27 protein-coding genes are annotated in these 25,151 nt (G+C 49.7%); 14 read left to right on the top strand and 13 right to left on the bottom strand.

The window, feature by feature from the left end:
• Window position 1 precedes the first annotated feature (1 nt).
• The 4 genes from M0R33_RS11790 to M0R33_RS11775 form a co-directional block, all read right to left on the bottom strand.
• Window positions 2-832 carry a glycosyltransferase family 2 protein gene (locus M0R33_RS11790; protein WP_292569019.1) on the bottom strand — a complete coding sequence of 277 codons (831 nt, stop codon included), beginning with the start codon at window positions 830-832 and terminating at the stop codon, window positions 2-4.
• A 43-nt stretch (window positions 833-875) separates the two neighbouring features.
• Complete coding sequence (locus M0R33_RS11785; RefSeq protein WP_292569017.1) at window positions 876-1,640, bottom strand: O-antigen ligase family protein; 765 nt, start codon at window positions 1,638-1,640, stop codon at window positions 876-878.
• Between the two features lie 470 nt (window positions 1,641-2,110).
• Entirely contained in the window at window positions 2,111-2,833 is a 723-nt protein-coding gene (locus M0R33_RS11780) for a glycosyltransferase family 25 protein (protein WP_292569015.1), read from the bottom strand.
• A gap of 53 nt (window positions 2,834-2,886) precedes the next feature.
• Window positions 2,887-4,002 carry a glycosyltransferase family 9 protein gene (locus tag M0R33_RS11775; protein WP_292569012.1) on the bottom strand — a complete coding sequence of 372 codons (1,116 nt, stop codon included), beginning with the start codon at window positions 4,000-4,002 and terminating at the stop codon, window positions 2,887-2,889.
• Between the two features lie 80 nt (window positions 4,003-4,082).
• Here M0R33_RS11775 and msbA point away from each other — a divergent pair, with 80 nt between their 5' ends.
• A complete protein-coding gene (gene msbA / locus M0R33_RS11770) occupies window positions 4,083-5,816 on the top strand; it encodes a lipid A export permease/ATP-binding protein MsbA (protein ID WP_292569092.1) in 1,734 nt (577 codons plus the stop codon).
• A gap of 128 nt (window positions 5,817-5,944) precedes the next feature.
• On the opposite strand, the gene M0R33_RS11765 is transcribed toward msbA, so the two are convergent.
• From M0R33_RS11765 to M0R33_RS11740, 6 genes are all read right to left on the bottom strand, one after another.
• Window positions 5,945-6,106 (bottom strand): hypothetical protein, encoded by a 162-nt coding sequence (locus M0R33_RS11765; RefSeq protein ID WP_292569010.1) that lies wholly within the window; start codon window positions 6,104-6,106, stop codon window positions 5,945-5,947.
• A 156-nt stretch (window positions 6,107-6,262) separates the two neighbouring features.
• Window positions 6,263-6,823, bottom strand: coding sequence for a YigZ family protein (locus tag M0R33_RS11760; protein ID WP_292569009.1), 561 nt, complete (start codon window positions 6,821-6,823; stop codon window positions 6,263-6,265).
• Between the two features lies 1 nt (window position 6,824).
• A complete protein-coding gene (locus M0R33_RS11755; RefSeq protein WP_292569008.1) occupies window positions 6,825-7,568 on the bottom strand; it encodes an ATP-binding cassette domain-containing protein in 744 nt (247 codons plus the stop codon).
• Complete coding sequence (locus tag M0R33_RS11750; RefSeq protein ID WP_292569006.1) at window positions 7,565-8,323, bottom strand: ABC transporter permease; 759 nt, start codon at window positions 8,321-8,323, stop codon at window positions 7,565-7,567. The genes M0R33_RS11755 and M0R33_RS11750 overlap by 4 nt, the downstream gene beginning before the upstream one ends.
• Window positions 8,323-9,288: an ABC transporter substrate-binding protein gene (locus tag M0R33_RS11745; RefSeq protein WP_292569004.1), complete on the bottom strand. Its 966-nt coding sequence runs from the start codon at window positions 9,286-9,288 to the stop codon at window positions 8,323-8,325. Before M0R33_RS11745 ends, M0R33_RS11750 begins: the two co-directional genes overlap by 1 nt.
• A gap of 192 nt (window positions 9,289-9,480) precedes the next feature.
• The gene (locus tag M0R33_RS11740; RefSeq protein WP_292569002.1) at window positions 9,481-9,828 is read right to left on the bottom strand and encodes a hypothetical protein; all 348 of its coding nucleotides are present in this window, start codon (window positions 9,826-9,828) and stop codon (window positions 9,481-9,483) included.
• A gap of 292 nt (window positions 9,829-10,120) precedes the next feature.
• Here M0R33_RS11740 and moaA point away from each other — a divergent pair, with 292 nt between their 5' ends.
• From moaA to M0R33_RS11715, 5 genes are all read left to right on the top strand, one after another.
• Window positions 10,121-11,128, top strand: coding sequence for a GTP 3',8-cyclase MoaA (moaA, locus tag M0R33_RS11735; RefSeq protein ID WP_292569000.1), 1,008 nt, complete (start codon window positions 10,121-10,123; stop codon window positions 11,126-11,128).
• A 17-nt stretch (window positions 11,129-11,145) separates the two neighbouring features.
• The gene (locus M0R33_RS11730) at window positions 11,146-11,508 is read left to right on the top strand and encodes a YajD family HNH nuclease (protein WP_292568999.1); all 363 of its coding nucleotides are present in this window, start codon (window positions 11,146-11,148) and stop codon (window positions 11,506-11,508) included.
• Window positions 11,505-12,071, top strand: coding sequence for a DNA-3-methyladenine glycosylase I (locus M0R33_RS11725; RefSeq protein WP_292568998.1), 567 nt, complete (start codon window positions 11,505-11,507; stop codon window positions 12,069-12,071). Before M0R33_RS11730 ends, M0R33_RS11725 begins: the two co-directional genes overlap by 4 nt.
• A 5-nt stretch (window positions 12,072-12,076) precedes the next feature.
• A complete protein-coding gene (locus M0R33_RS11720) occupies window positions 12,077-12,550 on the top strand; it encodes a pyridoxamine 5'-phosphate oxidase family protein (RefSeq protein ID WP_292568996.1) in 474 nt (157 codons plus the stop codon).
• Between the two features lie 184 nt (window positions 12,551-12,734).
• Complete coding sequence (locus M0R33_RS11715; protein ID WP_292568994.1) at window positions 12,735-16,028, top strand: EAL domain-containing protein; 3,294 nt, start codon at window positions 12,735-12,737, stop codon at window positions 16,026-16,028.
• On the opposite strand, the gene M0R33_RS11710 is transcribed toward M0R33_RS11715, so the two are convergent.
• The gene (locus M0R33_RS11710; RefSeq protein ID WP_292568992.1) at window positions 16,025-17,149 is read right to left on the bottom strand and encodes a transglycosylase SLT domain-containing protein; all 1,125 of its coding nucleotides are present in this window, start codon (window positions 17,147-17,149) and stop codon (window positions 16,025-16,027) included. The genes M0R33_RS11715 and M0R33_RS11710 overlap by 4 nt on opposite strands.
• Window positions 17,150-17,293: 144 nt before the next feature.
• Here M0R33_RS11710 and M0R33_RS11705 point away from each other — a divergent pair, with 144 nt between their 5' ends.
• The 6 genes from M0R33_RS11705 to M0R33_RS11680 all read left to right on the top strand — a co-directional run bounded on the left by M0R33_RS11705 (window position 17,294) and on the right by M0R33_RS11680 (window position 22,535).
• The gene (locus M0R33_RS11705) at window positions 17,294-18,109 is read left to right on the top strand and encodes a DUF2797 domain-containing protein (RefSeq protein WP_292568990.1); all 816 of its coding nucleotides are present in this window, start codon (window positions 17,294-17,296) and stop codon (window positions 18,107-18,109) included.
• Between the two features lie 739 nt (window positions 18,110-18,848).
• Window positions 18,849-19,229 (top strand): Hsp20/alpha crystallin family protein, encoded by a 381-nt coding sequence (locus M0R33_RS11700; RefSeq protein WP_292568988.1) that lies wholly within the window; start codon window positions 18,849-18,851, stop codon window positions 19,227-19,229.
• A gap of 30 nt (window positions 19,230-19,259) precedes the next feature.
• Window positions 19,260-20,045 (top strand): hypothetical protein, encoded by a 786-nt coding sequence (locus tag M0R33_RS11695; RefSeq protein WP_292568986.1) that lies wholly within the window; start codon window positions 19,260-19,262, stop codon window positions 20,043-20,045.
• 149 nt (window positions 20,046-20,194) lie between these two features.
• Window positions 20,195-20,389, top strand: a complete 195-nt coding sequence (locus M0R33_RS11690) for a DUF2934 domain-containing protein (protein ID WP_292568984.1) — start codon at window positions 20,195-20,197, stop codon at window positions 20,387-20,389.
• 194 nt (window positions 20,390-20,583) lie between these two features.
• Window positions 20,584-21,864: an ATP-binding protein gene (locus tag M0R33_RS11685; RefSeq protein WP_292568982.1), complete on the top strand. Its 1,281-nt coding sequence runs from the start codon at window positions 20,584-20,586 to the stop codon at window positions 21,862-21,864.
• The gene (locus M0R33_RS11680; RefSeq protein WP_292568980.1) at window positions 21,861-22,535 is read left to right on the top strand and encodes a response regulator; all 675 of its coding nucleotides are present in this window, start codon (window positions 21,861-21,863) and stop codon (window positions 22,533-22,535) included. The genes M0R33_RS11685 and M0R33_RS11680 overlap by 4 nt, the downstream gene beginning before the upstream one ends.
• On the opposite strand, the gene M0R33_RS11675 is transcribed toward M0R33_RS11680, so the two are convergent.
• Window positions 22,521-23,039, bottom strand: coding sequence for a DNA-deoxyinosine glycosylase (locus M0R33_RS11675; RefSeq protein WP_292568979.1), 519 nt, complete (start codon window positions 23,037-23,039; stop codon window positions 22,521-22,523). The genes M0R33_RS11680 and M0R33_RS11675 overlap by 15 nt on opposite strands.
• Before the next feature lie 8 nt (window positions 23,040-23,047).
• Window positions 23,048-23,617 (bottom strand): Smr/MutS family protein, encoded by a 570-nt coding sequence (locus tag M0R33_RS11670; RefSeq protein WP_292568977.1) that lies wholly within the window; start codon window positions 23,615-23,617, stop codon window positions 23,048-23,050.
• 63 nt (window positions 23,618-23,680) lie between these two features.
• Between M0R33_RS11670 and surE the strand changes: the two genes are divergently transcribed.
• Both surE and M0R33_RS11660 read left to right on the top strand, forming a co-directional pair.
• Window positions 23,681-24,430 (top strand): 5'/3'-nucleotidase SurE, encoded by a 750-nt coding sequence (gene surE, locus M0R33_RS11665; RefSeq protein ID WP_292568976.1) that lies wholly within the window; start codon window positions 23,681-23,683, stop codon window positions 24,428-24,430.
• A 2-nt stretch (window positions 24,431-24,432) separates the two neighbouring features.
• A complete protein-coding gene (locus M0R33_RS11660) occupies window positions 24,433-25,095 on the top strand; it encodes a protein-L-isoaspartate(D-aspartate) O-methyltransferase (protein WP_292568974.1) in 663 nt (220 codons plus the stop codon).
• The last annotated feature ends 56 nt before the right edge of the window (window positions 25,096-25,151 follow it).

Here is a 25,151-nt window from a genome sequence, read left to right as displayed (position 1 = left end):
GCTATTTGCGGGCGTGTGTTTCTATATTGGGAAGGCTATCGGGTTTCCAGCTTTGCTTTGCGGTTGCTGCTTTGGCGTAGCGGTAAAAGGTGCCTTCAAAATTTCCAAAAGCCAGAACAAATCCAGCCCAACCGTCTAGAAAGCCCAGCTTCAGCACATAAATGCGTATGAACGCCCATAAACCATGTCCAAGCGCCGTGCCCATTGTGACTGGTTTGCCGCTACGCTCCAGTTTACGAGCGCCCAATGTGGAGTAGCGTTGCATTTTATGCAGCAGTTGTTCCAGGTTTTGAAAAGGAATTTGGATAATCGAGGATTTAAAGTAGCCGACTTTACCGTTAACTTTATAACCCTCATGAACTTCAGCCGCGTCATCAAATACCAAAGCCTGTTTACGGAATAACTGCGGCTGACGGTAATCAGGATACCAGCCGCAATGATTGATCCAGCGGCCCATAAACCAATTGCGTCGGGGCACATAATAAGCATCGGCTGTCGGGGTTGTCAGGATGGTTAAGATTTCCTCCCTAGCCTCCGGGGTGCATCGTTCATCGGCGTCCAGACTAAAAATCCAGTCGTGCGTGCAGGATGCGATAGCATCATTGCGTAATTTGCCGAAAGTGGAAAACGGAATTTGTTTCACTGTCGCACCTAATTTTATTGCTATGCTTTCTGTATTGTCGGTGCTATTGGAGTCGAGTACTAGCACTTCATCGGCCCATTGTACGCTTTGAATCGCATCGGCAATTTTATCCGCCTCATTGTAAGCGATGATGTAGGCGCTGAGTTTGGCTGCGGTGGTTGGGCGATTGGTTGGTAAAGATTCAGTCATTCGACGTCCGGATGGGTAAATATGGATTGGGAAGCGCAGTACGTTATACAGTTGATAGGTTTGAGTTTGCTGGGCGCGTCAAAAGCGCGCCCAGAAAAAACGCTAACATGTATCCTTCCGCATAGGTTTTAAAGTGAGAATTAAACAGGCTGGAAGCTGTTATCGCGATTAAAAAGCTCGCCGCAATGGCCCCGTATGGTGGATTTTTTAAACCTTGGCGGATGCCAATGTAGATATAGGCAAAAAATAACACTAAGCCGAACAAGCCGTTTTCCAGCCAAATGAATAAATATTGGTTATGGGGATCGCCAGTGCTGACGGCTCGCCAATCCTGATACTTAGAGGCTGTATGTGCGCTATAAATAGGCTTGAATGATGATGTACCATAACCAAACCAAGGTTGCGCTTGTATTAACTCCAGGGTGTTTTTATAAAAGATCATGCGAACGCCAACGGATGTTTCATTGTTGCTGGTTTGGTAATTCGCTTGTTCGTCCAAAGCGAGTTTAATACGTTCTTGCAGGGTATTGGAGGCAAGGCCGAAAGCCAGTATTACGATAGTCGCCAAGGCAAGAATGTGCGGTAATTTACGGTAGCCATATATAGAGCCTACCGCAAAAATAGCGGCTACAGGTAAGGCGATATAGCCGCTTCGCGCAGTGCTGATAAAAAATATATTAAACAGGAACAAGCCGATAGCGGCCCAAAGCAAATATTTTATGCGCGGGCTTTCGGTTTCATGCAGTAAAAAAATACAGCACAGCGTCGCCGCCACAAAGGCCATACTTTGAGTGGCATGGTTGGTCATGAATATGCCCGCGTAAAAAGCCCCGTTGCTCGGCCTGACAATAAGACCAAACGACCAAAGGAATAAGGCAATGATGGCTGAAATGACCATGGCTGTGACGTACCAGTTAACAAAGCGTTTTTGCCATTCGAACTGTTGAAAAATTCCGAGCAGAATAAAAGCGTAAACAAGCTTTTTCCAGCTTGAGAGTGTTTGTAACTTGCTAGGCCAGTCGGTTTCCGCATATAGGGTGCCGAGTAATAGCCATACATAAAACAGCACTATCATTTTTCCGAAAGGTTGTTGCCAGGATAGTTTAATCGTTCGCGGGGCCTGGCCTGATATCAGCCAAAAAATTAACAAAGCAATGCAGGCTATGCCAGTGGCCGCTGTCGACATGGGGGCGGCTATGGCGGCGAGAATAGTCAGATATCGGCTGATTTTCAGGGATTTTTCAGAAAAATTGGAAAAAGCCATTATGTTATGAATTCCTAACGCCATAATTGATAAATATATTTACGTTTCAGCTTTTCCCAGTCGAAAAAGATACCTTTTAGCCAGGGCGGAGGGTCTGATTCCAACGCGCTTTGAAACAAGCCGTTTTTGCTGCCCTGTTCAACAACCGGATCTTCCAGCCAAAGGGTTTGGATGCCAAGCTCCTTGTCCATGACTTCGAACTGATTATCCATCGGCGCTGAAATTTTGTGCGCTTTAATCCAGTCAAGACGTCGTTGGGCCGTTGAGCTGTCCAGAATGTAGGAATCGGCAAACCGCACCCTATTTCCGGGGTAAAGATATTGTCCTGGCTTGCGTTGGCTTTTAGGTGTGAAAAAATTGCCGCCTGAACCAATATAAATCACTTTATTGCCGGGGAATTGCCCGCTTTGTTCCATCGCACGTTGTAGGCCGAGTTTCAAATCCTTACCGAACACCGCATCGTCTTCAAGTACTAATGCGAACTGGCAATTGTCGGCGACGATCTTTTGTAAGGCCGCCACATGCTTAAGCGCGCAGGATTGTTGAGCTGGGGTAAGAAGATTGTTACCGAAATAGGTGCCGATGATGTCGGGACTAACATCCTCAACATCCCAGTCGAAAATAAATTCGGCATCTAACTTCGTGTTGGCCAGTTGACGCTCCATGAATTGGCGCCGGTGGGTAAATTTTTTGACGTTAAGAACGTAAATTCGGTCAAGTTGCTGTATCTGCGTCATTGAAGTTGAATGGATGAATGAGCGATGGCCATTTGATTAAGTTACATCAAGATTTAAAGCATAGCATTAATGCTTCGATTGCTGACCGTTAATAAGCTGTTGGATATTGTGTCGATTACGCAGCTCGCGGAGAGTTGGTCGAGGCAGGCGCTATGACTGTTTCGGTGTCTTTCGCAGCCTTCCAGCTGACAGGGCATGCAGTTTCGGTCGGTTTGTCCCTGAATCAAATAAACATTACCGACATGCTGCGAGCCTAACGATGAGAAAGGTGCAATGCTCCCCGTAAAATCAAACGGCCACGGGGCCCATTTTTTGGGGTCTGTCGGGCCAAATAGTGCAAATGTCAGGGTGCCGGTTGCGGCAGCCAAATGCGTGATGCCGGTATCGGGTCCAACGAACAATGCCGCATTACTGATCAATTCGGTCAATTCCGCCAAGGATAATTTGCCGGCCAAATTAGTTACTTCGGTCGGCAGTTGTTGTTCCAATTGGTGTAGATAATGGAGTTCGTTAGCCTCGCCACTACCTGTCAATACAATACCAAGGCCGCGTTCGTTTAAAAATGTTATCAATTCCAGCCAGCCGGCTTTATGCCACTGTTTATAGCGCCATTGCGGCATGATGTGCAGCACTGCGTAGGGTCGGTCCGGCGCACGGAAAGAAGCTTGGTCTGTGCGTGGCGGCGTTAACCTATAGCAGGGCTTGATTCCCAGCAGGTTACAAAAGCGCAGATTCTCCAGCACGGCATGATCGTAGTCTTGGTTAAAAACCAGCCAATGAGTCAAAAAACTTTTTTTCCACCAAGCTTTACCGGGGTCGTCAGGAACGAAACTTAGGCTAATCCTACCGGCCATAATGGCACATAACGCCGGGCGGTCGCCTGCTTGGGTTGAAATGGCTAAGTCATAACGACGATATAATTTAAACAGTAATTTTCCAAAATCCAGCGCGCTAATTTTCTTCGGCAAAGCAATCAGTTGGGAAATGTCCGGATTACCTGCCAGCATGGCCGTGTTGCCTGCCGGCAACAACACGTCAATATCGGCGTTGGGATAAGCTTGTTTTAACGAGCTGATCAGCGGCGTCGTTAACAGGGTGTCGCCCAAAAAACGCAGGGTTATCACCAAAATGCGTTTAGGCTGTATATTGATAAGTTCTGCGGCGGGCATTGAAATGTCGGTTGGCGTGAAGCTATTGGTTAATTTTAAGGGTAAAAGTATTGGACAGGTTGGAAAATTCAAACAAACGCATGACGGACAGTCAGGTCTATAAACGTTTGATGCGTTTTGTATTGCCGTATTGGCGCATGTTTATAGTCAGTGCTATCGGTTTTGCCATATATGCCGCCACCGAGCCGGCGGTAGTTATGATTATTCAACGCATCATAGACAGTTTTAACGGCGAGGACAGAAGCAATATCCAGTATCTGCCGTTATTGTTTATTGTGTTATTCCTGGTGCGCGGCGTTGGGGCCTTTTTGGGTAATTATTATTTAGCGCGTATTTCCGGCAATGTTATTCATAAATTGCGTTGCGCGATTTTCGATCATTATACCCGCTTATCCGTGCAGTATTTCGATAGCCATAACAGCGGTTATATGATTTCCCGGATAACCAATAATATCGGCGAAGTCACCAGGGCAACCTCCGACTCTATCCGCTCCTACGTGCGTGAAGGCTTTACCGCAATCGGTTTACTGGGTTATCTGGGCTATACCAATTGGAAATTGTCCTTGGTGTTCTTGGCGATTGCACCCGTGGTGGTGGTGGTGGTGCGCTACGTCGGTAAACGCTTAAAGCGTTTGAGCCGTAACATGCAGGATACGGTGGGCGATTTGACCCATATTACCTCGGAAATGGTGTCCGGTAATCGCATTGTCAAAAGTTTCGGCGGCGAACGATACGAACGGCAACGTTTCCAGGATTGCAGCCTGGAAAACCGTAAGCAATATCGCAAATTAATTATGACGGTATCGCTGAACAATCCATTGATGCAGTTACTGATTTCCTTTGCCTTGGCCGGCATGATGTATTTGGCGCTTATCATTATGAAGTCCTCAAGCGCCGGTGAATTTGTAGGCTTTTTCACCGCGGCATTTTTATTGCCCAAGCCGATCCGCAATTTAAGCGATGCCAACGCCGAGATATTGCGAGGTATTGCCGCGGCCGAAACCTTGTTTGAAGTGTTGGATGAGCCGGTGGAAATCGATCAGGGTGACTATCAAACCACTCGCTGCAAGGGCAGGATCGAATTCAAAAACCTGACCTTTAGTTATGCGGGCAGTGAAACACCGGCTTTGTCCAACATCAATCTGGTCGTCGAGCCGGGCCAGACTGTCGCTTTGGTAGGCGCCTCCGGGGGCGGGAAAAGCAGCTTGATCAACTTGTTGCCGCGTTTTTACGATTACGAGCAGGGTGAAATTCTGATCGACGGGGTGGAATTAAAACGCTATCGCCTGGATTGTTTGCGGCAGCAGATCGCTTTGGTAAACCAGAATGTCACGCTGTTTAATACCTCCGTGGCCAACAATATTGCCTACGGCACTTTACAGGGGGCAGCGCGCAGCCAAATTGAACAGGCCGCAACCGACGCTTATGCGATGGACTTTATCAACAAAATGCCGCAAGGCCTGGATACCGAGATCGGCGAAAACGGCGTCAAACTTTCCGGTGGACAGCGGCAGCGACTGGCTTTGGCGCGGGCACTATTAAAAGATGCCCCGATTTTGGTGTTGGACGAAGCGACTTCCGCATTGGACACCGAATCGGAGCGCTACATTCAGGCGGCTTTAAATCGCGTTATGCAGGGGCGCACCACCTTGGTGGTTGCGCATCGTTTATCGACTATCGAAGGTGCGGATGTTATTTTGGTAATGGATAAAGGCCGGATAGTCGAACGCGGATCGCATGATGAGCTGCTGAAATTGGATGGCGCGTATGCCAAGTTGCATAAGATGCAGTTTAGAGACGCTAGCCAGGTTTGATAACGCCGGGAATCGAAACTCGAAGAAATAAGCAGGCGGCAAAAAAAACCCCGCAAAGTGCGGGGCTAAGGAGTTAACAGAGCTATGGCTGTTAAGGGACAACGAGGGAGGTACAACAAAAACAAAGCTTATGCTCTAAACGAGCCGGAAAAATCAAGATTGCTGGCAATGGTCGCCGCACCAAACAACAGGGTGGAGAGGATGAACTCGCCAGACATGAAGCCGAATACGCCGACGATAAAAAAGATGCCGGTTAAAATATCTCTATAAAGATTGCTGGATTTGCTCATTTGAAGCTCCTAGACTGATTTCAGTCAATGCAATGAAGACGGCTTAACTATAACGACTATTTTTTTATTTACAATACGGGGTATCGTGCATGATTTATTCTCTATCGTGAAACAATGGGTCATATTTCTGTCATAATTCCTGACTAAATTGCTAGGTTATTGAAATATAAGCTGAAAGGCTGGTAGGTGATGTTTGGGGAGCTGGACTTGAACCTGAATTTGTTCGGCAAAATCTTGTTGAACGATTTTGCCATTCAATTTTTTTAATTGATATTCCAGCATTTGCAACTGGTTGTATTCTAAAACCAGCTGCAACGTGACCCTTTCAATGTGATCGGCGATCTCAGCGTTTTCAATAATTTTCTTGGCGAGATTGCCGTATGCTCGCGTCAAACCGCCGGCCCCCAGTTTTATTCCACCGAAGTAGCGGATAACCACGACCATCAGATTAATCAATTGCTTGCCTTCCAGATGCTGAAAGACGGGTTTGCCGGCGGTGCCGCCGGGTTCTCCCGCATCGTAAAAACGGCAGACTAGGCCTGCCGGTGTCTGGATCCGGTAGGCATAGACGATGTGACTGGCGTTAGGGTGCTGTACATGCAGATTTTTTAATATCTGTAGCGCTTCAGGTTCTGATTGGCAAGGACTAATGATGCCGATGAAGCGGGATTTTTTGATGATTTCCTCGCATTCGCAGGCTTTGACGACGATTCTCACCTTATAGCAGGCCTTTGATTTCCGGGTGGTTTTGTAATAAGTGCTCGCGGAATATCTCGATTCGGCTTTCTTCGTGACGTTGGTCGCGGGCGATTGGCACTGTAATATCGCTGAGTACCTGCATGGGCGAAGGCGACAGAAAGATCACGCGATCGGCTAAGGCAATGGCCTCGCGTAAATCATGAGTGACAAACAAAACCGTATGCGGGCGTTGCAGCCACAGCGAATATAACAAGCTTCTGACTTGGCGTGCGGTGGGGGCATCCAAGGACACGAACGGCTCATCCATTAACAATATGTCGGGATTAATGGCAAAGGCGCGAATGATGGCCACCCGGCGCTGCATGCCCAGCGATAAACGTTCCGGATATTGATGTTGGGCCTCCCGTAATTGCATACTGTCCAACAGACTGTCTATCAAATTGGCCGGCGGGGTGCGATCAAAAACCACTTCAATATTTTGTCTGACGCTAAGCCAGGGTAATAGGCGCGGGTTCTGAAACACGTATCCAATCGAAGGGTTTTTGTCGGCTTGGCCCATGTCGATTCGGCCTTGGTAATGTTGGTCCAGGCCGGCGATCATATTCAGCAGCGTGGTTTTGCCGCAACCCGACGGGCCCACCAGGCAGACAAACTGGTGGGGGTGGACGATAAAGTCAAGCTCGGCAATCGCATGATGAAATTGAGCGGTATCGTGCGCCAAAACGTAGGTTTTGTTGCTGATGTGGATGCGAATGTCGCTCATCGGCGCCACCTTTGGGTTTTTCTATCCAACGGTTTTAATAGACCTACTTCAATGATTTGTATCACTGCCACGAAAGCGAAGCTATAGGCCAACAGGCTGGCTACATCGAACAGCTGGAAAAAGATGTGTAATTGATAGCCCATGCCGTTACTGCGGCCTAAAAGTTCCACCACCAGAATAATCTTCCAGATCAACGCCAGACCAGAGCGGGTGGCGGCCATCACGAAGGGATGCAGTTGCGGCCAGATGACATAGAGAAAGGTTTTGCGTTTGCTGAACCGGTAGCTTTGCGCCATTTCCAGCAAATCCTTGTCCAAGGAACGCGCGCCTTCACGAATGGTGACGATGACATTGGGTAATTTATTGATCACAACGGCCAATATGGCCGCGGATTCCACCAGACCGAACCAGACATAACAGAGGATGATGGTAACCAAGGCCGGTATGTTCAGAAAGATCACCAGCCAGTTATCAAAAAAAGCGTCCAGAGTTTTATTTTTGCCCAGCACCACACCTATTGCACAGCCCAACAGCATGGCTAAGCTAAAGCTGCCCAGCAGGCGTAGTAGGGTTACGCCAAGATGATACGGTAGTTCGCCGGAAAGCGTGGCCCGCCAGAAGGTAATTGCTACCAAGCCAGGTGTAGGCAGCGTCGGGCTATGCAGTGCGAAGGCCAGAACCTGCCAGATAGCCAGCAATAATGCTATCGATGCAGTAGCTAGTAGCTGGTTGCGAAATCGTCCACTTGATTGCATTAATCTGCGGACCAAAACGTTCCAGGTTGCAGTTGAGCGGTTTTGCCTGTGAGTTTATTGTCACTCAACCGGTGTAACAAGTGATAGATTCGCTCTGCGGCATTCTGCTCGTTCGCCCCCCATTGTTTGACGCGGCCCTGGCAATAGCGGCGTCTTAACAGCGCTTGAGTGTCTTTATCGGGTGATGCGGTCAGGTCAGCAACTTGTTGCCAGGCGCTATCCGAGTCGCACAGGCTATCCTTGGCCTTTTGAGCAGTTTGCAGAAAGTCTTGCAGGGCGGTTTTATGCTGGTCCGCCCAGCTTTGCTTGAACACATAACCCAAGCTAGGGACGGTTTCCGTTATGCCCAGTGCGCGAATAATGTCTTCGCCGCTCATTAATTGCCGGTAACCTTGCGCCTCCAAACGGGCGGCAAATTGCCAGTAGGTCAATAAGGCATCGACGCGGCGACTGGACAGCTGCTGGTTTAACAGCGGCGGTGCGCCGTAAACTTTTTCCAGTGACTGATTTAAATTAAGGCCTTGTTGCAAACCCAAGGCTTGTAATAATGACCAGTTTTTATCCAGTTCCCCGCCGGCAATACCGAGTTTTTTACCCTGCAGATCGGACAGGTTTTTAATGTTGCTATCCGCCGGTACCAACAGGCCACCGGCACTGGCCGAATAAGGGTAAAACGTATAATCGTTGCCTTGGGCGCGCATGCTGGATACCCAAATCCAGTCCGAAACTATTATATCCACGCTGCCGGCCTGTAGGGCTACTTTACCGGCTTGCTGATTGGCGATAGCGACGGTTTCCAGGTTAAAGCCGGCGTTATCCAAGCCGGTTGCATTTTTGATTGCAGCCAGTTCCCAAGCTAAGGTGCCCGATGCCAGTACCCCAAGACGAATTGTCGGCTTTTCGATGCCGAGGCAGACGTTAGAAAACAGGGTAAATAACAATACCAACAGAATTTTGAAAATCATCGTATAGCCTTGCTGTTTTGATTTAAGCGAAATGCAATTTTAACGCAGGCAACGGTAATCCGAGAATGTTTGTCGGTCTGCCGGGGGCGGCGGGCGGCGGGCGGCGGCTGGGAAAAAAATATAGCGAACTTACCTGATTGTTAACGTGCCGCAGGCTGTTCGGTTGATTTCAGGAGGCAGACTTCAAAATTGTCAATAATGCAAGGTAAGATTGCATTTGCCCACCAAGCGGTCACCAAGCGAGGCGTCGCTGTTAGTCAACGGCGTAACATCCATGCCGCAGCCGATTGGAACATCCTTGGCTTTGGTATTTTCAGCAGGCGATTTGCTAATACTTTGACGGTTGGATTTGCGCAGACTGTTTTGCGCATTAGGGTCCAGCCACTTATCGGATAAGGTCAGCACCAGCTTACTGGATCGATTAAAGTCCTCGGCGGATGGTGGTTCGGCAATGGCGGGTAAGGCATAACACAGCAAAAAGCCGACCATTATAGGCCTAAGCAAACGGCTGCTAAGGTAAAAAAAATCAATGGCTTTCATGATTTTTCTCCTGTAAAAACTATCTAATGCAATAGGTTTAGTCGATCGTAAATAAAATTGCAAATTTCGCCGGTAATTTATTTTCCAAATAGCGGCTAGTGCTTTTGAAACCAGTTGTGGATCGCGGTGTCGTATCGAAAAGCTTAAAACTGCGACAATATACGCGGTTATTCGGCGTCAAGAGAAAGCCTGCCGGCTGACAAAAGTCTAAAGGGTCTGCATAAACCTTACCGAATAATCAGCACTGTCGGCCCTGTGTTACCATTTGCAAGTCAACATTTTAACTATAGTCATGACTGATTCTACTCTCCCCGCAACGCTTGTCGATCGATTCGGTCGTGTCGTCCATTATTTACGTGTTTCGATCACCGATCGCTGTGATTTTCGCTGTATCTACTGCATGTCGGAAGACATGGTATTTTTGCCGCGCAAGCAGATTTTAAGTTTGGAGGAAATACAGTTTATTTGTCAGGCCTTTACCGAACTGGGGGTTAACAAAATTCGCGTAACCGGCGGCGAACCTTTAGTCCGTAAAGGCGCCTTGGATTTGCTGCGGCAACTCGGCAAACTGAACGGCCTGCAGGAATTGGCAATGACCAGCAATGGCTCAAAATTGGTGCGCATGGCGCACGATTTAAAAGCAGCCGGCGTCAAACGCCTTAATATTAGTCTGGATACCCTGGATCCGCTGCTGTTTAAAACCTTGACGCGCACCGGCGATCTGGAAAATGTGCTCCAAGGGATCAATGTGGCGCGTGAAGCAGGCTTTCAAAGGATCAAACTCAATGCGGTGATATTGAAAAACCGTAATCATCATGAAGTGGCGGATTTGGTGCAATTTGCCGTCGACCGAAACCTGGATATCAGTTTTATAGAAGAAATGCCTTTGGGTGCGGTGGATAGCCATAATCGCGCCGAGGCTTATTATCCCAGCCAATTGATCAAACAGGATTTGCTGCAACGTTTTGCCTTGCTAGCCGTGCCGGACAAAACCGGCGGGCCTTCGGATTATTTTCAGGTGGCTGGAAGTGACAGCAGGGTAGGTTTTATTTCGCCGCATAGCGCCAACTTTTGTGCCAGCTGTAACCGGGTGCGTTTGACGGCGGAAGGCCGATTGCTGCTGTGCCTGGGCAATGAACACTCGGTAGATTTAAAAGACGTGGTCAGACAATATCCGGGCGATATGCAGGCCTTAAAGCACGCTATTATTAATGCCATGCAGATCAAGCCCGAAAAACACGAATTTAACATCCATGAACAGCCGGTTATTTTGCGCCACATGAACGCAACCGGCGGTTGAAGCAAGCGGAGAAAGCCATGTCACACAATAAATCCCATCAAATCGTTGCCGAAGCCCGGCGTAGTAAAGAAGAGCGTGAAAAAGGGTATCGGGAGCAGGCTTTAAAACTGTTTCCCTGGATTTGCGGCCGTTGCGCGCGCGAATTCGATCATAAAAACCTGCGCGAATTAACCGTACATCATACCGACCACAACCACGACAACAATCCTGCCGATGGCAGCAATTGGGAGCTATTGTGCCTGTATTGCCACGATAACGAACATCAGCGTTATGAAGAGCAAACCCGTTACGGTAGTAAAGGCGGCGCGGAATCAAAAGGCCCGCAAGCCACTTTTAATCCGTTTGCTGATTTGAAAAGCATGCTGCAAAAAAGCAAATGAGCAAGTGTATATGGGCCTTGGCCAGCGCAAATGAAGAACAATATCACGACCATGAATGGGGGGTACCCTTACATGATGATCGGCAATTATTTGAATTTTTGGTGCTGGAAGGGGCGCAGGCCGGCTTGAGCTGGCGCACTATTTTGGATAAACGCGAAGCCTATCGGCAGGCCTTTGATCAATTCGAGGCGGAAAAAATCGCCGCTTACGATCAAAAAATAATCAATGCTTTATTGGCAAATCCCGGCATCGTGCGCAATCGCTTGAAAATTCAGGCAGCCGTGGCTAATGCCAGGGCATTTTTGGAAGTGCAGCAGGTTTTTGGTAGTTTTGATGCCTATATCTGGCGGTTCATAGGCGGCGCACCCAAGCAAAATGCCTGGCAGACCCATGCTCAAATACCGGCTTTTAGCGATGAATCCGTCAAAATGAGCCGCGACCTACAGAAACGCGGTTTCAAGTTCGTTGGTAAAACTATTTGCTACGCATACATGCAGGCGGTGGGCATGGTGAACGATCACACCATCGATTGCTTCCGTTATGCGCAATTAAATAAGGCTTAGTCCGCATGGATGACTCAGAACGCCACAGTCTACAAAATGCTTGCGATGAATTAATTCGGCGGCAGAACAGCTTGTTAATAGCAAGCCGCTCTGCCGACGGTGCCGTCGCAATTAGCTATGCACCTTATTTACGCGAAGAGGCGGGCTTTTATATTTTTGTCAGCGAGCAGGCCAAACATACCCAAAATTTGCTGGTCCAGCCGCAGGCTTCCATCTTGTTTATCGAGCCGGAGGCCGAGGCTGGCAATCCATTCGCGCGGCGGCGGCTAACGTTTGATTGCCGGGTACTGGAAATCAGCAAAACCCATGCGGAATATGCGCAAAAGTTGGATGGCATGGCGGTTAAATTCGGGGAAATTATCGGCATTTTGCGCACCCTGACTGATTTTCATTTGCTGCTGCTGCAGCCTCAAGCTGGTCAATTCGTGGCCGGGTTTGGCAAAGCGTTTACCGTCGATAACTTGGGGCGTTTACAGTAACCTTCGTCTGTCTTCAGGTTGTATCGGCTATGTTACAGTCAGCCGATAAATAATGCTGAATTCGATCTTGAGATAATTAATCCGTTTTATATTGGAAAGGAATCGCAATGTTATGGCCTTTATTTTTCTGTTTCCAGTTAGGCGCATCGCTATATGCGCCCTAGGGTTAACTATTTAAGGAATTATGCGAATCCTGCATTATAAGATTTTTCTAAATATGGCGGCGGCGGCGGGTTACTTTGCGGCTGGTTGGTTCGGCACGTTATTTGCTCTACCGCCAAGTAGCGCCAGTCCGATTTGGCCGGCAACGGGTATGGCGTTGGCGTTGATGCTCGCGTACGGCAATATGGTATTACCCGGGATTTTTCTCGGGGCGCTGATCGCCCAGTTATACGCTTTTCTGGATATTTCCAGCGCATCTAAAATGCTGGTATCCATGGGTATCGGTTCCCTGGTGGCGGTCGGTTGTTGTGTGCAGGCCTGGCTAGGTATGTGGTTGATCAACCGCTACGTCGGTAGGCATGACGCTCTGATCGAAGACAAAAAAATTCTGCACTTCTTTGTCTTGATCGCAGTCAGTTGCTTGGTATCGGCTACGGTGGGGGTGGCCTATTTGGCTTTCCGTGGGGTGATTGGTTTACCCAGTGTCGCCATTAGCTGGGCCACTTGGTGGGTAGGCGATACGATAGGCGCGGCTGTTTTTACCCCGATGACCCTCTTATTTTTAGGGCGGCCCAGGGCTGTCTGGCAAGCCCGTCGCCGTTTTGTCTTGCCGCCGCTGTTGCTGGTAATTTTATTGGTGGTGGTCGCGTTTGAATGGACTATGCGCCAGGAACAACGGCGTCTCGGCAGTCAGTTTCAAAGGCAAGTTGAATTGGTGCAAACCGCGATTCAAGAGCATATGCGCGATCATATGGCAACCAACCTAGCACTTAAGGCACTGTTTGATAGTTCTAAACTAATCGAACGCGAAGAGTTCGAGCATTTTGCGGAAACAATTCGGGATCGGCGCAGTGGTATTCTGGAATGGACGCCGCGGGTCAGTGCCCAGGATAGAGCGCATTGGGAAGCACGGCATCAAAGGATTATCCAGGAATTGAATCCTGCTGGCGGTTTGGAACCGGCAAAACTCAAGACCGAATATTTCCCAGTAACTTATTTGGTGCCCCACAGCGGTAATGAAGAGGCTTTGGGCTACGATATTTCCAGTAATCCTCAGATTGCGCCTATCATTTCCCAAGCTATAAACACAGGCAAAACGATGGCTAGCAGTCCTATTCAATTGATTCAGGATAATGTTAGCCGCCCAGGTGTGGTGGTTTATTCGCCGATTTATAAAAAATTGGGATTGGACACCGCTTATGCTCGCCAGAACGCTTTTTTAGGATTTGTCGCATGTGCGTTCCGTATCGATGCTGATATAAAAGCAATATTCGATTGGTTGGGCAACAAAGAATTGCAATTGCTACTGACCGTTCATGACGGCGATCAATTGATTTACAGCAATTTGCCTAGCGATTTTCACCAGATACTGCAATTTTCCAAGTTGGCCGCTACTAAGCAAGTTGATTTGGCTGGTCGGCAATGGCAGTTCAACTATTGGCCATCCGCCAACTTTTTTAATCAGCAACAATCCTTACGCTTTAACTGGCTGATAGTCGGCGGATTTTTACTGTGCGGTTTGACCGGATTTAGTTTGTTGTTATTGACGGGGCGCACTGCCCGTGTCGAGGAAATAGTCGAAAAACGCACACAGGACCTATTAAGCAGTAATGAAGCCTTAAACCAGGAAATTGCCATTCGCCTACAGCAGGAAAATGAATTGCGGGTGGCAGCCACTACTTTCGAATCGCATGAAGCCATTGTGGTTACCGATGCCGATGGGATCATTTTGCGGGTGAATAAGGCCTTTTGCGAAATTACCGGCTACAGTGCCGAAGAAACCATTGGCCAAAATCCGCGCATGCTTTCTTCCGGCTACCATGATCAGGAGTTTTACAGGGAAATGTATAAACAGCTGGCAAGGAATAATCAATGGAAAGGGGAAATCTGGAACCGCCGTAAAAATGGTACTGTGTTCCCGGAAATGTTGACGGTAACTGGGGTACGGGACCTGCATAACCGTCCGATACATTATGTGGCGATATTTTCCGATGTTAGCGACAAAAAAGCGGCCGAACAGGAAATCCATAACCTGGCCTATTACGATCCTTTGACCAACCTGCCCAACCGGCGACTGTTATTGGACAGGCTGCAGCAGGAAATTGCCGCCGCCAAGCGCCAGTCAAGTTTTGGAGCCTTATTCTTTCTGGATTTGGATCATTTCAAAAATCTCAACGATTCCCGCGGTCATCAAGTGGGGGATGAACTGTTGATGCAGGTGGCGCAACGCTTGCAGTCGATTATCCGTCAAGAGGATACTGCCTGCCGCTTGGGCGGCGATGAATTCATTATTATGGTGCCGGGGCGTTTCATAAGTTTGCAACAAGCCACCAATCATGCCGCCATGCTGGCGGAGAAGATTTTGTTGGCCATCAACCAACCCTTTGTTGTGCAGGGTAGCGAACACCATTTTTCCACCAGCATCGGGGTGACGTTGTATCCGGAAACCGCCGAGCAACCGGAAGACATTATTCAGCAAGCCGATACCGCTATGTACCGCGCCAAGGAGAGTGGACGCAACGGTATCAGTTTTTTCAAGCCGGCCATGCAGGCAGCCGCGGACAGGCGCTTGACGTTGGAAAAGGAAATGCGCCAAGCCTTACAGGATCAGCAATTTGTATTGCATTATCAACCGCAGGTTAACGATCAGCTGCGGGTGGTGAGTGCGGAAGCCTTGATTCGCTGGATTCATCCGGAAAAAGGCATGATTTCGCCCGCCGAATTTATTCCGTTGGCGGAGGACACTCATCTTATTCTGCCGATAGGCGCCTGGGTCTTAAATGAAGCCTGTCGCCAAATCAAGGCTTGGGATGCCGAAGGCAACAAGATTGACCATGTGGCAGTAAATGTGAGTTCGCGGCAGTTCCGGCAGGCCGGGTTTGTGCAGCAGGTCAGGCAGGCTTTGCTGGATGCCGGTGTTAATGCCAAGCGTCTGGTTATCGAATTGACCGAAGGCTGCGTGATCGAGCATATCGATGACACCATTGCCAAAATGCACGCCTTGCAGGCCATGGGGGTGAGGATATCCATCGATGATTTCGGAGTGGGCTATTCGTCTTTGTCGTATCTAAAAAGCCTGCCGTTGAGTCAGTTAAAAATCGACCAAAGCTTTGTCCGGCACATAAACGACCCCAATGCGGCGGTTATCGTGGAAACCATAATCATGATGACTAAAAGTCTGGGCTTGAATGTGATCGCCGAAGGGGTTGAGGATGAGCACCAACTAGAATTTTTAAAAGCCAAAGGCTGTTTGTTTTATCAAGGCTACTATTTTGGCCGGCCGGTGGCTGCCGACGTGTTTAAATTTAGTCTTTAAAAAGCCATGATCAGGCCGGGAATGCCCAGCTGCTGGATACGTATCGCGTTATCGGCTTCTTCATAGGCCAACAACCTGCCTTCTTGTTGCCATAACTTAAAAGCCAGGGCATAGGCCAAAACCCGAATCGGATAATCGCGCGGCAGTTGCTGTATATACGGCTGCATGGTGACAAAATCGCTGGCGCCGTATTTTTGCATGATAAATCGCAGGCCGCCGTTACGCGGGCCAATGTTGTAAGCCAACAGCCCCAGAAACAGGTCGTCCTGCATTTCGGCCAGATAATGCTTTAATGTGGCGGCGGCAATAAAGGCATTGTGACGCGGATTAGCTACATCCGCTTGTTTGACGGCCAATTCCTGGCCGGCTTGCTGCAAAATGAATTTGGGCACGGCCGTGATTTGAAACAAACCCTGGCCGCCGTCCTGGCTGGTGCGCGGTTGAAAAGACGATTCGGTTGCCGCGATACCCAACAAAAGATGCTCATCCACGGCAAAGGTTTTTGCCGCCTGCCGGATATCCGCCGCAAACGGTTCTGCGCGCTGGATCATTTTTAATAATTGCGCTTGATTGTGGCGGCGGTAAGCCGCATACACCTGGTGGGCTAAAGTGGTTCGCGCCGCTTGCTGCTTGCCGCCCACCAGACTGCGGAAATGGGTGAACACCGGGATGTAGCCGTCGTGGAATACAAACCAGAGCATGCCGAGTGCCATGCAAAAGGCGAGGCCGGCCGGCAGACTTGCCAGTTTCGTCTTCAACCAGCCGCGCCATTTCAGCCAGACCAGCAATACGCCCGCGCATAAAACCACCCAAGCCGCCACCCCTGCGGCAAACGGCAGTAAGCTGCCGAAAAAGCCCGATCCCGAAAAAGTGCTGGCGGAAGAACCCAGGATCAGCATGGTGCCCAGTAAAGCGCTAATCGCCAGTCCCAACCCTTCCAGACTGAGTAAGAGCAGGTTTTTCCGGCTCCAAAAAACCTGCGCCGGGCGGCGTTTACGGGCCGCCGATTTACGCGGTTTTCTGGGTTTATTGGCGGCCGGTAGTTGTGATTTGTCCGGCGGCAAGGCCTTGCGTGCGACCGGTTTTTGGCGGGGGGCGATGGGTTTAGGATTAATGGCCACAGGCTGGTTCCGCGGATAGCGGTTGGTGCAATGCTGAGAGAAGCGGCTGGGGAGGAACCGGACTAGCCATCATCACTTCAGCCTTGTACAAATCAAAAACACTGTCATTATAGCCAATTGAATCGACAATATGAGGTTAATACAGTGTTGGGCAGTTTACAGAAAATGACCACGCAACTGGCAGAGACGGTCAGCTACCGGTTGCCGGTGGGTGACGCCGAGTTGGATTTGAATCCGTTGATTGGCCAGCCCGTGCAATTACGGCATAGCGGGCGGATTTTTTGCGTGCATTGCCAAAAAAAGACCAATAAAAGCTTCAATCAAGGTTATTGCTATCCGTGCTTCATCAAACTGGCGCAATGCGATATGTGCATCATGAAGCCGGAAACCTGTCATTACGCCGCCGGCACCTGTCGCGAGCCTAGTTGGGGCGAAGCGTTTTGCTTTCAGCCGCATATTGTTTACCTGGCCAATTCATCGGGCATCAAAGTAGGCATCACTCGCCGTTCGCAAACGCCGACCCGCTGGATCGATCAAGGTGCGGTGCAGGCTCTACCGATATTCCAGGTCGCCTCCCGACATATTTCCGGCTTGATAGAAGTGGCCTTGGCCGCGCATGTCAGCGACAAAACCAGCTGGCAGCAGATGTTGAAGAATAACGTGCAACCGTTGGATTTACCGGCGCTGCGGGATGAGCTGCTGGCGAAATGTACGACGCAATTAGCGGCAATTGCCGAGCAATTCGGTAGCGAGGCGATAACGTTCTTGGCCGATGCCGAAACGCTGCGCATTGAATATCCGGTGCTGCAGTACCCCGCCAAAGTAAAATCATTTAATCTGGATAAAGACCCGCAGGTGTCAGGTGTGCTGCAGGGTATCAAGGGTCAATATCTACTGCTGGATAGCGGTGTGATCAATATCCGCAAGTTTAGCGGTTATGAAGTGGAAGTCTCATATTAGCCGCACACCGCATCTACCGAAACGCAACAGGTTGACAGTCTGGTCAAGCATTGGTTGATATTTGTATTTTGCAATTCTTGGCAGCATCGCAGCCCGCATGCAGTGCCGCGAAATACCGGGGAATCAAGTGTGCGGATAACCCCAACCCGAATTCCGGAAGATTCCCTCCAGGCTACTTGCTGTCGAACAGCAAAACCGTAACCCGCTTGGTCCGTTGAACATTATTGCCAAAATCTCGCACATGTTGCAGGAACTCCGCCTGGGTTTTTTATACGTACTAGTACGTATATTAATCTGCCTGATTAAACGATAAGGTGCAATTTGCGCGTTAGACCAGCCGCATGGGGAAACGCTTGTTAAGCGGCTTCGGCTTTTCCGCAGGGTCTGATCAAACCAGGTTTAGACATAGTTTGCGCAGGGATTTTTTAACACAATCAACGTTAATCATCGACTCTAATTAATAACGATTTGCGCGGACAAGATGGCGGGAAAAACCATAAAAATTGCAGGCCAACGTAGCAGATTCGGCTGAAGTGGTAGCCGTTCCGGAGCTTAGGGCACAGTGCGTATTACAGGGCTGAAAACAGAGGTTTCACTGCCCGCTATGAATTGCCGGATCGGCTTGCAACCGAGAAACAACTGTTTGAGTAACAGTTGTTCGACGATTTCACTCAACATCGGTCTCGCCTTGTGGCGGGATTTATGCCTACTGATAGATTGATAAAGTTCGGAGTAATCCATGAGCACTACAGAAAAAGAGATTAAAAAATCCACCGAATTATCACCCTCCAGCTTATCCGGCGGTTTGTTTTCATTGAACGAGCGGGATAATTTTTTTGACGATTTCCTCTTGCGCAAATGGCCGAGGCTATTGGATTGGAATTTTTCGGCCGGGTTCGAAAAAGCGGCTCCCAAAGTGGATATTCTCGACCATGACGCCGAGATAGAGGTTCAGGCTGCTTTGCCCGGCGTCGGCAAGGATAATCTGGATGTGACGATAAACAATCAAACCAGCACTATCCGCGCCGCTGCGGAGCAGGAATCAAAAGCCGGCATGCTGAAGGTACTTATTCCTAAAACGGAACAAAGTAAACATAAGACTATCGAAATTACCGATTGATTTCCGTGCTGAAATTGGAGGAATGCCGATATGAAACGTTCACGGAATTTACAGAAAACAGGCGCGCTAGGGTGCCAGGAGATCAACCGGGAGACCGCTATACATGAGGCGGGGCATGCTGCGGGCATTTATTTCGGCAACAGGCAAAAAGCGTTGCCTGTTGTATTCTTTCGGATTTATATCCAGCCGGATAAGCGCGAGTCGCACACTGGCTGGCTCTCCGGCAATCCTAATAAACATTATGCTGCCAAAATAGAAGGCGGCCGCTTGATACATGCATTGCCCTATTCATTTGCAGAGGCGACCAAACACTTTACTCCGGCCCAAAAGCAGGATTATCAGCGGGCGTTTGAGGCCGATATGTTTAACTTGTTGATCGGCCCGTTGGCGGAAGCCAAATATGTGTCTCTGCGTGATGACGAATCTCATAATTTTGGGTTGGTCCATTTGGATTCCTTGCATTTTTATGGCGGTTCATCGGATCTGGAAGCTATTAATGAGTATATCGATTGTTTTTTACGCTGCAACGCTTTAAAGGAAGACAAAATTTCCGACTTATTCAAGGCCGCTTGCCGGTTTGTGAATGAGCCGTCTCATTGGCGGGCCATTATTAATTTAGCGGATGCTATTTTGGCCGCGGAAAATCAAATCATCGAATATGACGACATTGTTGCGGTGCTGGAGCAGGGGCAACATATTGCCAGCACACCGAGACCCCTGTTAACCGAGTGTGCTCGGAAGCGGCACCAACCGGTCGAGACAACCGATGCGGAACCGTTAGCTGGTTGCAACAATGAAAAGGCGCCAACGGAATAGAAATTTAAGGGTATGCTAATGATGACACACCTAACATATTGAAGATTCAATCGCCTGGTCGGCCATGAAGGCATGCCGAGTGGCAATTGTGCCGCCTGATCCGTGCCTATTCGCCGTGATGACAGGTTTGATAGGGCTGGAGGTTAACAATGACGACTACAAGCAAAAGGCAAAAGAAAAAATATTGCTTACATCCCGAAGATGTCGTGGTAGTAATACCGCTACCTTATTTTGATGATGGGATAGCAAAACTCGCATATTTCAAGGCTGAAAAACGAGGCTTTGTGCCTGGATATGCGTTGGATGATTGGCTGGAAGCGGAGAAAGAGTTCGTGCCGCGATAATATCGACGGATTTCAAGAGTTTTCCCCCGCATATTCGTTTGTACACTAATGGATCCATGTTTTGCCACACCGGTTGCTAAAAGATGGATATTATTTTTGCGCCCGGAAATGGGGAAGTCGGATGGCGAAATGATTGATTTCTCAATGGTCGAAGTCAGATTTCCTTTTTCAAACAGGGTTGAGGAAGGTATGGCATGAAAAAATCAAAAATACCGCCTGATGAGCTTCGTAACCGGGCAGAGCAATGCTTGGCGCAACAACCGATTCCCGGGCAATGCCATGAAGACGCTTCGTGCAAACTGATGCACGAGCTGGATGCGTACACGCTTGAACTGGAGATGCAAAATGAAGAGCTAAAAAGTGCGCAAGCAGAAAATCAGGTTGCCTTGCAGCGCTATACAGAACTGTATGATTTTGCGCCGGTCGGCTATCTTACCCTGGAAAATACCGGGCGCGTGGTTGAAATCAATTTAGCCGGAGCGGCGCTTCTGGGCGCTAATCGCGGCGACATCATTGACCGCTCCATTGTCTCTTATTTAACGGATCGGCTGGCATTTAAGAAATATCTGCAGCAAGCTTTTCTGTCAAAAGACAATGTAATCGCCGAGTTGGGCGTTAAACGCACGAATGGCGGGATTATCGATATACACTTGGAAAGCCGAATCAGCCTGGACGAGGAAGGATTGCCCGCTGTCATTCACACGATAATGACGGATATATCCAGGCGTAAGTCGCTCGAGCGGCAATTGCAGCAGCAGCGTAGCGAAATGGACGAGCTAATCAAACAACAAGTAGCCATCCAAACCGCCGCAGCAATCGCCCACGACCTCAATCAGCCTTTGGCGGCAATATCCGCTTTCGGCGAAGTGGCGTTGCGTTCTCTGAATAAAGACGACGTAAGCGCGCAGGCCTTGGAACGCGCGTTAGTTGGCCTGGTAGAGCAGGCCCAGCGTGCCGGACTTTGTTTGCATGAGTTGCTCAGATTTTTGCAACGGGGTGAGCTGGTTATAGAACCGATCAATCTCAATGGTTTGATCGAGGATGTTATCACCATTGTGCGGCATGACAAATTCAGTTGCTTCCAGCCTGAACTTATACTCCAACCTAATTTGCCGCCGGTATTGGCTAACTCCTTGCAGGTTAAAAAAGTATTGCTTAATTTGCTCTACAACAGCCTCGATGCTATCCGGGAAGCCGGCCTTGAGACTACGAAAATTTCTATTAAGGTGTATACCCATGCCGAGCTAAATATGGCACAAGTTACTATACAAGACAGGGGGGCCGGGCTCGATGACGAGGCGATTAAACGGGTTTTTGAACCGTTTTTTACCACCAAACGGAATGGCAGCGGACTAGGCTTGGCCATTAGCCGTTCTCTTATCGAGGCCAACGGTGGGCAGCTTTGGATGGATGAGAATGTAGAAACAGGGGCCATATTTCATTTCACTCTGCCATTTGCATTGCTAGCGGAATGAATCAAATCCATCCCGACTCGCAAGTTTTCATTATCGATGACGATGCCGCTATTCGGGATTCCTTGTCCTTGATGTTGGAGGTGGAGGGCTTTTCGGTGCTAACCTTTGCCAGTGCAAACGCATTTCTTGCGGCAGCCCAACCGAAAGACATCAGTTGCGCCATTATCGACATACAGATGCCGGACATGGATGGATTACAGCTTCAGCAGGCCATGATGGAGCGCGGCTTATCATTGCCTATTATCTTCCTGACAGGACATGGCGATATCCCAAAGAGCGTCAGAGCCATCAAGGCTGGCGCGTTGGATTTTTTAACCAAACCCATCACGCAAAAAAAGCTTTTGGCTAGCCTCTACGAGGCTTTACAGATGGCTGGGTCACGCCATGCTCAGCTAAAGCGCTGCCACGAAATCGAAGGGCGAGTGAACACTCTGACCAATCGGGAACGTCAGGTCATGTCACTGGTTTTGGCGGGACACTCCTGCAAGGATAGTGCGCGTCTACTGGGCATTAGCCATCGCACCATAGAAATCCATCGATCGCGGCTAATGGAAAAGATGGGCGTCGCCAACGTTTTGGATTTGGCCCGGATAACGCATGATTGCGGTCTGGTTGTTGATTTTGAGGATTCTGAATCGGTCCTGCCTAAAATATCATTAAATATAGACTGAGTTTGACCCGCTGGTGATTACCGACCAGCTTTGCAGTTTTTGTTGCAAAGACCAGGCCGCGTGGGCCGGGCTGGTCGAAGGCAGGCGTTGTAAACAGATGTCGGGTTTGGTTAAACCCGGCAGCACCAAGCGCTTGAAAGCCTGTTCGGCGGTGGCGCCGTTGAAGAATATGTAGCGAATGCGCGGATGGTCGGCTAAAAAGCCCTGGAAATCGTTAACGATGATCGACCTTTTCTCGATAGCGGCATCCAGGCTGCCGGGCCGGAAACAGGATTGCATCACATCCCACACGGCGATGTTGGCGTCGAGCAGGGCTTGAGTTTTACTTGCATAATCCGGCAGTGGACCGCACTGCAGTAATTCGGCGATGATAGGCCAGAATTGGTTGCGCGGATGCGCGTAATACTCCCCTGCGTCCAGTGAGGCTTTACCGGGTATGCTGCCCAAAATCAGAATGCGGGCGTTTGGGCCGGCAATGGGCGGAAAGCTTTGAATATCCGACATGATCTACGCTATTCGAACTCGTCATCCGCCTGACTGAATTTATCGGATAAGCGCAGCAACACATACAGCGCACCGGTACCGCCGGCTTTAGGCGGGGTGGAGCAAAACGCCAGTACGTCCTTGTGCTGGCGCAGCCACAGATTGATATCGTTTTTCAGTACCGGCTGGTTGTCCGGCGAGTTATAGCCTTTACCGTGGACGATTTGCACGCAGCGGCAACCGTCTTCCACGCAAAAATGCAGAAAGCGCAGCAGTTGTCGTTGGGCATCGCGGCTGCTCATGCCGTGTAAATCCATTTCCGCGTCCACACCGTAATAGCCCTTGCGCAATTTTTTAAGCACATTTTTTTGCAGGCCGGGGGCCAGAAAGACGACTTTGTCTTCCTGAAATAAGGTTTCCAGGCTACCGGCCACGTCATTTTGCAAGGGATCAACCTGTTCCAGCGGTTTAACCGCGGGCACCGGCCGAGGTTTTTTGTCGGGTTTAAGAACCACCGTATTGGTGTCCAGGCGTCTGACTTCGCCAATCGAGTTTCTGAATAAGGTGCTATCGTCTGAGTTTGTGGGTTTTTTTGTCACGTAAGCTGCTGGTTTTGCGGTTTTTTTGCTAATATGGGAGCATTTTAAGCTATTCACAGCGCTATGCACATTCTGATCAGCAACGACGATGGATATTTGGCTCAGGGCATCAATGCGCTGGCGGCGGCTTTGCAACAGCACGCCGACGTATCGGTGGTGGCGCCGGATAGAAATCGCAGCGCCGCCAGCAATTCGCTGACGCTGGATATGCCGCGCAGGGCAACCCTTTGCGATAACGGATTTGTGCGGGTGGACGGCACACCGACCGATTGCGTACATCTGGCCATCACCGGATTGCTGGCGAGCGAACCGGATATGGTGTTTGCCGGAATCAACCATGGCGCCAACCTGGGCGACGATGTATTGTATTCCGGTACCGTGGCGGCGGCCACGGAGGGCCGTTTTTTGGGTTTGCCGGCCGTGGCCGTTTCCCTGGTCGGTAGCGATCCCAAACATTTCGATACCGCGGCGCAAGTGGCCGTGGCGCTGTTGAAGAAAATTCAGACGCATCCTTTGCCGGACGATACGCTGTTGAATGTGAACGTGCCGGACCTGCCGTTCGAGCAGCTCAAAGGTTTTCAATCCACCCGACTCGGACAACGGCACAAGGCCGAGGCCGTGATTCGGGCCAGCGATCCGCGCGGGCATACTATTTATTGGGTGGGGCCGCCGGGTAGCGAACAGGATGCCGGGCCGGGTACCGATTTCGATGCGATTCGGAATGGTTATGTCTCCGTCACGCCGTTACAACTGGATTTGACCCGTTTCGATCGTTTGGAGGGGCTACGCGAGTGGCTGACAATAGAGGTATAGGCATGAAGCAACGCTTGCAAGGTACGGGCATGACCTCTCGGCGCACCCGCGAACGCATGGTATCCCGCCTGAGAGAACAAGGCATTAACAACAGCAGGGTATTGGCCGCCATGGCGGAGACGCCCCGGCATGTGTTTGTCGATGAGGCTTTGGAAAGTCGGGCTTACGAAGATACCGCTTTACCGATCGGGCATAATCAGACCATTTCTCAGCCTTATATCGTGGCCAGAATGACCGAGTTGCTGCTGGAAAAGGGCCCACGAACTAAAGTGTTGGAAATAGGTACGGGCTGCGGTTATCAGACCGCTGTTCTGGCCAAGCTGGTGGAACAATTGTATTCCGTGGAACGTATAGCCCCCTTGATGAAAAAAGCCCGCGATTTGCTTTGGGAATTGGGCATCAAGTCGGTCGGTTTCAAACATAGCGACGGTAGCTGGGGCTGGCCCGAGCATGCGCCGTTCGACGGCATATTGGCTGCCGCGGCCCCGGCTGAAATTCCGGAAGCGCTGCTGGCGCAAATGGCCGTGGGCGGCATCATGGTGATTCCGGTCGGTAGTGAGGGGCGGCAAGAGCTGCATCGTATTACTCGCACGGAAAGTGGTTTTGAAGACGAAGCCATAGAGCCGGTGACCTTCGTGCCGTTTTTATCGGGTGTCAGCCGGTAGCGGTTGCGCTGATTATTGCTCGAGCCGGGCAGGTATTCGACGATTCCTTGATGGCG

It is taken from the genome of Methylomonas sp. (assembly GCF_023228165.1).
GTDB lineage: Bacteria > Pseudomonadota > Gammaproteobacteria > Methylococcales > Methylomonadaceae > Methylomonas.
This window is presented reverse-complemented; position numbering and strand designations above follow the sequence as displayed.